Source organism: Campylobacter sp. 1569 (assembly GCF_024723675.1).
Taxonomy (GTDB): domain Bacteria; phylum Campylobacterota; class Campylobacteria; order Campylobacterales; family Campylobacteraceae; genus Campylobacter_D; species Campylobacter_D jejuni_C.
Map to the genome: position 1 here is coordinate 1 of NZ_JANQDB010000039.1, position 1,610 is coordinate 1,610.

Below are 1,610 nucleotides of genomic sequence, written 5' to 3' on the forward strand. Positions count from 1 at the left end.
TATAAATGAAAAGCCTCAATATGTTGGTGTATTTGGGAAAGTTGGGAAAGCTCTTGGTGATACAAATGAAGGCAAAATAGAGATAAAAAATATTAATGTAGATTATATGGGAGGTGGTATTAATGCAAAAGATGCTGAAGCGGTTGGTGGATTTGTTGGACTTATTGATTTTAATGAGGCTGGTCTAGGAAAAATTGAAAATATTACTCTTAAAGATATTAGCAATATTAGCAATGCTAATTCTGAACAAGAATATATGTATTTTAGAATTGGTGGTTTTGCTGGTGCAATTTATAATACTGATGTATATAATATAGAAATAAATGATATTGACAAAATCAACCAAGAAACACTGGGAAGTCGTTATGCTTTTTCTGAGATAGGTGGTTTTGCTGGTGTAATGAGTAATATAAAATTAAATAATATACGTGCACATGATATTGGAGATATCTATACTAATGCACATCATTTTGATGATACTGGAGCTGAAGTCTATATGGGTGGTTTTGTTGGTCATGTGTCTGGAGATGCTGAAATGAAGAATATATCTTTAAATGTAAAAGGCAATTTTCATGGTGAAAGCAATGAAGTCTATATGGGTGGTTTTGTTGGATTATACAATGATGGTAAAGCATACTTTAGTAATATTTTGGTTGATTTTAAAGGAAATATAACTTCTAATAATACTAATGGTAGTTCTTATATAGGTGGTTTTGTTGGTAGAGTAAGCGATATTAATGACAATAGCAGTACTTTTGAGAATATTTCTCTTGAAATTTCCGGAAAAGTTAATGCAGAGTCAAAAACAGAGGGTTATGAAAATTATATAGGTGGTTTTACTGGAACTCAACTTGGTATTTTCAAATTTAAAAATATTTATATGTATTTTGACAAAGATTTTAAGATTAATGGTGGTAGAAATAATATAGGAAAATTTTTTGGGCATGATTTTTATACAAATAATGCTTCTTATGAGAATATCCATATTTACCATCATGAAAACGATTTAACTTACGCAATAGCTGATAAAGATTATTGGAATAAACTACAAATTCATATTTACAATGATAGTAATAAAGATAAAGCTTATGATAATTTTAAAGAACAGACTAACACTATCTTTAAGCCTATGCCTCCTATAATATCACCATCACAAGATACAGATTATATCCCTAACACAGAAGATATCATCAGTGAAGAAGCTGTTTTAGATGAAAATGATCTTTACAAAGATATTATTATCAATGAAATCATAGCTGATTTGAAAAATAAATATTACTCCATCGATATAGCTGATTTGAAAGCTATTTTAGAAGCCTATAAAAATTTAGATAAAAATAGTGCTGAAGCTAGAACTAAGTTTATTATGGATTATTTCTTTGATAAAAATAATAAAGATAATCCCTCAATAGAAGAAGCTCAAAAAGAAATTTTCCAAAGCTTAGACTTTTTACTAGTTTATCAAGACAATGGCTTAAGCAAAGCTAGTGATGATAAATTTGCAAGCAAAGAAGCTATAAAAGCTAAAAATGATATTTTAGCTGAAGTTTCAAATGCTCTTGAGAATAAAACAATTGCAAGTAATTTAGAAAATCTAAGTAATTTAAATG

At 28.4% G+C, this 1,610-nt stretch carries 1 protein-coding gene; it reads left to right on the top strand.

Annotated elements, in window-relative coordinates; translation table 11 throughout:
* A partial coding sequence (locus CAMP5060_RS08040; protein ID WP_337218199.1) for a hypothetical protein occupies nt 1-1,610 on the top strand: 1,610 nt, incomplete at both ends.